Genomic DNA, 7,166 nt, shown 5'->3' on the forward strand with positions numbered 1-7,166 from the left:
CGTGAAAGAAACACAAAAAATGTTGAAATCCAATGAAAAATAACTATATTTGAACCGTCTAATCAGACGCACTTAGTGGTATACTTTTCAATTACTAAGTGGAGTACTTTTCAGTTATTATCTACAAATTATTGCGAAAATTGCAGAGACACCTTGTAACCGGCGATAAAACAGATCGCGGTTACCTGACGGTGGACGTATAAGATCATAAATCACTAAACAAAAGAATAATGGGAAAAGTAGTTATCAACTCGTACGAAGACTTTGAAAAGCTGGTAGGCCAGCAAATAGGAATTTCAGACTATGTAGAACTGACACAGGAACGCATCAACCTTTTTGCCGATGCGACATTAGATCACCAGTGGATTCACGTGGACCCCGAACGCGCCAAAACGGAAAGCCCGTTCCACAGCACGATTGCCCACGGCTACCTGACGCTCTCACTCCTTCCGCACCTATGGAACCAGATCATCGAAGTGAACAACCTGAAGATGATGATTAATTACGGCATGGACAAGATGAAATTCGGACAACCCGTATTGACGGGACAAAGCATCCGCCTGATCGCCAAACTCCAGACTCTGACGAATCTGCGCGGCGTAGCTAAGGCGGAGATCAAGTTTGCCATCGAAATCAAGGACCAGCCGAAGAAAGCGCTGGAGGGTGTTGCGATCTTCCTGTACTACTTCGAATAACTTTTCAGATAATCGCAAAGGCGATTGTCGTACCGGACATACGAAACACGCCGGGAAGCGACCGTTCAGACCACGGCAGGAAGAAGAAGAAATCGTATCTTCCTCCCGTCCGTCAACGGCGGACATTTCAGCGAGACTGAAAAAGTCCCGATTCCCTCCAATCATTCTTTCGACCGACTACTGTCGACCAACTGTCCGATAATTATCAGTCAGTGATCCGATAACAGTCGCTTAGCTGTCCGATAGTTATCGGTAGAAAGACTGATACAGGGCAAAGAGACTACATATAACTGTATTTCAGAAAATTTCCGCTTACATATTTTAAATTTCAGGGGAATATTCTCATCCAAATCCCTATATTTGCGGCAATTCACATAAAAGCAAACGTAATGAAAGCACTCAAACTCATCGGCCGGATACTGGCGGCAATCGTTCTACTCATAGGTCTGGCATTTGTCGGACTGGTCGTCTACGTCAAATACTTCTACTCTTCGGAGGTGGAAGTAGAAAGGCACTACCTGTCCGAGCTGCCGCTTTCCCCGGATGAGTTCGCGGAAGATTTCGCGGAGATCAGCGAGATCGTCAAAGACAACTACTCCCTTTACGCCTCCAAGCATATCGACATAGACGCCCTTTCCTCCTCCTATGCCGAACGGATCGAGAAGTCATCTACCGAAGAAGAATACGGGAAAGCCCTGCTGGAGTATTTCGCGGCTTTACAAGCCGGGCACGCCTTCGTTTATGTCAAGGAATACCGGATCGGAGGCTTTCCCGCCTTTATCGGAGACACGCTTTTCGTGGACAAACCGAACGGCTACTTGCAACAGTCGGGCTTCAGCGACAAAGACCGGATCATCGCCGTCGACGGGACCCCGGTCAAGGAATGGATAGACCGAAACGAAAAATACATTCCAGCCTCGACCCCCGAATACAGGCGTCTACTCGCGGCCGGGCGCCTTTACAAAAGCTACACGGATACAGTCAGGACCTACACGGTCAGCCGTGGAGCCGACACGCTCGACCTGCAACTCGCCTTACTGCCACAAGAAAGCCTTCCGGCCTCCAACCAACGCATGACATCCTGGGAAATCCTGAACGACAGCACCGGCTACTTGGCGATCAACTCGATGATGAATGGCGTGATGGAGAGTTTCGCCGAAGATTATCCGAAAGTGAAACATTTGCCTTATCTGATCGTCGACGTCCGCTGGAACGGAGGAGGCAACAGCAACAACGGACGTGACCTTTGCCGTTACCTGATACGCAAGGAGCAGCCCCATTGCCTCAGCAACATCCCGATGATACCCATGGCGGACGCTTATCAAGGGAAAATACTTTTATTGACAAGCACCATTACATTATCCGCTGCCGAAAGTTTCGTCATCGACATGAAGGAAAGCGGCAATGCGGTCCTGATCGGCGAACCGACAGGCGGCGACACCGGCAACCATCCGCAAACGTTCAAAACGTCGCACGGTACGAGCTTCCGCATCCCGACCAATCCTCCCGCCCTCTCACCGAAGGGTTTCCCGCTCGAAGGAGTAGGAATCGCTCCACACCATATCGTCAGGCAGACGGTTTCGGATTATATGGAGGGAAAAGACACACAGTTGGAGTTTGCGTTGCGATACATACAAGGTTCCGCTGACAAGAAAGAGTGACGCCTCCGGGCTTACAGCTTCTCCGGCATATACTTCCAGAACCGGGCGGGCATGTGCTGGCGGTGGAGCTTGGGGTTGAGGCGCTCCTTGATGGCGATCGATTTGAAGTAGGTCTTCCACATCTGCTGGAACAGCTTCTCGTCGGCATCCATCAGGTCTTCGCTGAGCAAGCCGGAAAGCAGATGGGTTTCCTTCTCTTCGAAACGGACTTCGACAGCTTCTTTGCGGTCGTAATAGTAACCGTACTCGCGCTTCAGGTCGTATAGCAGCCAGCATTGGTCGGCAAAGCGGTCTTTCAGATGCGTCAATGTCAGCGGGAGAACATTATAGATCGGTTTGACGGCAGCAAAAAAAGTGCCGTCGGCCGCTTTCTGGAAACGGAGGAACTGGATGACACGCAGGCGTTCGTTCGTCACCTTCTTCCATATCTTGGAGACTTCGAGGACATCGGGATCACCGAAGTTCAGCTCGATCGTATGCGGGGCATCGATCGCCTTGCGGATATAGCGGAAAAGCAGCACGTCCACTTCCGGCAGTTCGGATAGCCAGGTGACAGTGATCACAGACAGAGCCGTAGCGGATAATTTCCTTTGCAATCCTTTCCAGACACGGTCCACCTTGGCATCGTCCGTGCAGATCGTCACCGCCTCATCGTAAAACAAGGGAAAAGGTTCGCCTTCCGCCAACAGCAGATCCGGAAAGCTGCGGCGCGAATAGGCGTCGAAGACGGCGGTCAGCAATCCTTCAAAGGTCTTATCGTACACGAATACCGTCATGATTCATCCTTGAATTGAAAGACTAACTGGCGGTCGTCCGTATTCTTCCGTCCCGCTTTTCGGGTGAGGATTTGACGGACAGCCTCAGGCGACACTTCGTTGATCGTGCGGACAGGCAGTTCGTGGCAAGTGATGAAATACTGGGCTTTCTTCATCACGACCCCGATCTTCTTCAACTGTTCCGTCCCCAGGCGGGAATAACGGCGGGAGACGACGATCAGTTTCGCCGACTTCACCCCGATGCCGGGCACGCGAAGGAGCATCTCGTAATCCGCCTTATTGATATCGACCGGAAACTGTTCCGGATGGCGCAACGCCCAACCGAGTTTTGGATCGACTTCCAGATCGAGATCAGGATAGGCATCGTTCACGATCTCGTCCACCTTGAACTGATAGAAACGCAGAAGCCAGTCCGCCTGATACAGGCGGTTCTCGCGCACCAGCGGCGGTTGCTTCAAGGCCGGCAACCGGTTGTCGTATTCGTTGACAGGGATAAAACCGGAGTAATAGACACGTTTCATCGTCGGACGCTGGTAGAGGGCGGACGAAAGGCGAAGGATATCCTTATCCGAATCGGGCGTCGCCCCGACAATCATCTGCGTACTCTGTCCGGCAGGCACAAAACGCGGGGCGTGGCGGAAACGTTTCCGCTCTTCGGCACTCTGCAACACGCCTTGCTGGATGTAACGCATCGGCTGGAAGACACTCTTAAAGTCTTTTTCGGGCGCAAGTATCTGGAGGCTCTTCTCGTTCGGTATCTCGATGTTCACGCTCATACGGTCGGCATACAGCCCGGCTTCGTTCACCAGTTCCTGACTCGCTCCGGGAATACTTTTCAGATGGATATAGCCGTTGAAACGGTACACAGTCCGGAGGTCTTTCACCGCCCTGACAAGGCGTTCCATCGTGTAATCGGCATTGCGCACGACACCGGAACTAAGGAACAATCCCTCGATATAGTTGCGGCGGTAAAATTCGATCGTGAGGTTCACCAGCTCCGTCACCGTCAATGTGGCACGGGGTATGTCGTTGCTGCGGCGATTGATGCAGTAGGCGCAGTCGAAGATGCAATAGTTCGTCAGCATGATCTTCAGGAGCGAAATGCAGCGGCCGTCCTCGGCAAAACTGTGGCAAATACCCCACCCCGCCGCACTTCCGATCCCGCCGCTCTTGTTCTTTCGCGACGTTCCGCTGGAAGCGCATGAGACATCATACTTAGCCGATTCGGCCAGTACCTTCAACTTCTCAAGCACTTTTTCATCCATAATTATACTAGGATTTCCAGACAAAAATAAGAATAATCTTTTAAGTATTCAGTCTTTTAGTCTGGGAATATCTCCAATTTGCCGACCATCTTGGCTGGATCCACCCACTCGTCGAACTCTTCGGCGGTGAGCACCCCCAACTCGACAGCCGCCTCCTTCAATGTCTTATTGTCACTGAAGGCTTTCTGTGCGATAGAAGCCGCCTTGTAATAGCCGATCTTCGGATTCAAGGCCGTGACAAGCATCAGCGAATCATCCAGATGTTTCTGGATCGTCTCCTTCACCGGCTCGATACCGACGGCGCAACGGTCGTTGAAGTTCTGACAACCCTCGCCTATCAGACGGGCACTATGCAGGAAGTTATAGATAATCATCGGCTTGAATACATTCAGTTCGAACTGCCCGTTAGCTCCTCCGACCGAGATCGCGACATCATTGCCCATCACCTGGGCGGCAATCATCGTCAAGGCTTCGCACTGCGTCGGGTTGACCTTGCCCGGCATGATGGAAGAACCCGGCTCATTCTCCGGCAAATGGATCTCGCCGATGCCTGCACGCGGACCGGAACTCAACATACGGATATCGTTCGCAATCTTCATCAGGCTGACGGCAACCAACTTCAAAGCGCCATGCACTTCGACAATGGCATCATGCGTGGCAAGCGCTTCGAACTTATTCGGCGCCTTTACGAAAGGTTGCCCTGTCATTTCCGAAACCCGCTTCGACACACATTCGTCAAAGTTCGGGGGCGTATTGATGCCTGTTCCGACCGCCGTTCCCCCGATCGCCAGTTCGGCAAGATGCGGCAAGGCGTTCTTTATCGCGCGGATTCCATGCTCCAACTGAGAGGCATAGCCACTGAACTCCTGTCCCAACGTCAGCGGGGTGGCATCCATAAAGTGCGTACGCCCGATCTTGACGATCGGCATGAAATCCCGGCTTTTCTTCTGAAGCGTCTTAAGCAGCTTTTCAAGTCCGGGGAGGGTGACCTCTTTTACCATGATATAGGCAGCGATATGCATGGCGGTCGGAAACGTGTCGTTGGAGGACTGCGACTTGTTCACATCGTCGTTCGGCAGCAAAACCTTCTCCTCATCCGTCAGCTTACCGCCGTTCAGGACCTGGGCCCGGTTGGCGATCACTTCGTTCACATTCATATTGGTCTGCGTGCCGCTTCCGGTCTGCCAGACCACCAACGGGAACTGGTCGTCGAGCTTGCCTGCCAATATCTCATCGCAGACACGCCCGATCAGGTCGCATTTCTCGGCCGACAAGACACCCGCCTCCTTATTCGCCAGGGCGGCCGCCTTTTTCAGATAAGCAAACCCGCGTATCACCTCTTTGGGCATACGGTTAATATCTTGGGCAATCTTGAAATTGTCCACGCTGCGTTGTGTCTGTGCACCATAATAGGCATCAATGGGGACTTTCACTTCCCCCATCGTGTCTTTTTCTATCCGATATTCCATAAAAAGCAAATTTTTAATGCATTTCCTAACTCAATTATTCCGATTGATATCTTTCCGCCCATTCCAGAACGGTCGGACTCTTTACATCCACTCCGAACTCCTGCGCTTTCATTAATATCCGATGAGCCAAAAGCGGTTTCTCCTTTTCTGAGGCATACCTGAAATAGGCTTCCGCTGCCCGGACATGGGTGGCATCGGGGATGGGAAACTCACGGGTCTCCGGAATACCGAAATCCGAAGAAGGGAGCATGCCCCGTTCTTCGGTTGTCAGTTTGTCACTCAGGTGTCTGCTTGTTGTTGCCATAATCGTCTGTGTTTATAAAGATGTAAGGTAAACAACCGGGCAGGCAAAAGGTTTACAGATCGGAATACAGGCCGAGGCGGTTGCCTTCGCTATCAGTAAACAGCGAGAAGTAGCCTCGTATAACAATTAAAGTATTTTCACCTCTAAGACTTGTTTGAAAAGAGGACTTAGAGGTGGGTACTCTCTCTGTTTAAGTTAAACGAATGTCTGCAAATGTAATATTATCATCCCAAGTGGGTTCTTCTATCATATCAATGTCAGGTAAAAGAAAATCTTCTTTGCTTGGATGTTGCGCTAAAATTTGTTCATCAGAAATTGATAGTCTTGAACGAATTTTTTTGAAGAATTTTACTTCTGTATATTCTATGTGATTGTCTGCTTCAATCATTCTTATGGACAAGTCTATTATTTGCAATTCATCTTCTAATGCCAACTTTTCCGCCGATAATTCATTCAAATATTTCCTGAGAAACAATGCTCCGTTTTTGTTAATTGCAGAAATGTAGGCATTCAATACATTCTCCACATCCACTCCTTCAAGTATAGACATCTGCACACAGACGCTTTTTATCATGTCTATCTCTTCTTGCGCAATGTCTCCGTCGCAAGCCATGCAACAGAACATTGTCTTTAAAAACAGTTCTTGATTTATCATAATAATTTCTATTTAAACCCTATGCGAGGGCGTTCTTTATTTTGTTTTCTTGAAAAATCTCCGTTCATTTCTGTTTTAATTATGTCATATCGTTTTATTTCTTCGATACTTAATGAGGGACGGGTGCTTTGTATGGCTATGAGTAAAAGACTCATTGTGATTTTGCTGTGTTGTTTCAACGCTTTTCTTGCTGCATCGTTGACTATTAGTTCTATGTTGTAGATAATAACTGAAAAGTACTCCACTTAGTAATTGAAAAGTATACCACTAAGTGCGTCTGATTAGACGGTTCAAATATAGTTATTTTTCATTGGATTTCAACATTTTTTGTGTTTCTTTCA

At 49.6% G+C, this 7,166-nt stretch carries 8 protein-coding genes; 3 read left to right on the forward strand and 5 right to left on the reverse strand.

Annotated features, from left to right (window positions below):
- The first annotated feature begins 230 nt into the window (after positions 1–230).
- The 3 genes from ACW6QF_RS17975 to ACW6QF_RS17985 all read left to right on the forward strand — a co-directional run bounded on the left by ACW6QF_RS17975 (position 231) and on the right by ACW6QF_RS17985 (position 2,356).
- Entirely contained in the window at positions 231–695 is a 465-nt protein-coding gene (locus ACW6QF_RS17975; protein ID WP_456088805.1) for a MaoC family dehydratase, read from the forward strand.
- 24 nt (positions 696–719) lie between these two features.
- On the forward strand, positions 720–911 hold the full coding sequence (locus tag ACW6QF_RS17980; protein WP_456088806.1) for a hypothetical protein: 192 nt from the start codon (positions 720–722) through the stop codon (positions 909–911).
- A 173-nt stretch (positions 912–1,084) separates the two neighbouring features.
- A complete protein-coding gene (locus ACW6QF_RS17985; RefSeq protein ID WP_456088807.1) occupies positions 1,085–2,356 on the forward strand; it encodes a S41 family peptidase in 1,272 nt (423 codons plus the stop codon).
- Positions 2,357–2,367: 11 nt separating this feature from the next.
- On the opposite strand, the gene ACW6QF_RS17990 is transcribed toward ACW6QF_RS17985, so the two are convergent.
- The 5 genes from ACW6QF_RS17990 to ACW6QF_RS18010 all read right to left on the reverse strand — a co-directional run bounded on the left by ACW6QF_RS17990 (position 2,368) and on the right by ACW6QF_RS18010 (position 6,825).
- On the reverse strand, positions 2,368–3,132 hold the full coding sequence (locus tag ACW6QF_RS17990) for a TIGR03915 family putative DNA repair protein (RefSeq protein WP_456088808.1): 765 nt from the start codon (positions 3,130–3,132) through the stop codon (positions 2,368–2,370).
- Complete coding sequence (locus ACW6QF_RS17995; RefSeq protein WP_456088809.1) at positions 3,129–4,397, reverse strand: putative DNA modification/repair radical SAM protein; 1,269 nt, start codon at positions 4,395–4,397, stop codon at positions 3,129–3,131. The genes ACW6QF_RS17990 and ACW6QF_RS17995 overlap by 4 nt, the downstream gene beginning before the upstream one ends.
- A 56-nt stretch (positions 4,398–4,453) precedes the next feature.
- The gene (fumC, locus tag ACW6QF_RS18000; RefSeq protein ID WP_456088810.1) at positions 4,454–5,866 is read right to left on the reverse strand and encodes a class II fumarate hydratase; all 1,413 of its coding nucleotides are present in this window, start codon (positions 5,864–5,866) and stop codon (positions 4,454–4,456) included.
- A 34-nt stretch (positions 5,867–5,900) separates the two neighbouring features.
- Entirely contained in the window at positions 5,901–6,170 is a 270-nt protein-coding gene (locus ACW6QF_RS18005) for a hypothetical protein (protein WP_298550483.1), read from the reverse strand.
- Between the two features lie 190 nt (positions 6,171–6,360).
- On the reverse strand, positions 6,361–6,825 hold the full coding sequence (locus tag ACW6QF_RS18010) for a tellurite resistance TerB family protein (protein WP_456088811.1): 465 nt from the start codon (positions 6,823–6,825) through the stop codon (positions 6,361–6,363).
- Positions 6,826–7,166: the final 341 nt, after the last annotated feature.

This window comes from Parabacteroides sp., assembly GCF_977054455.1.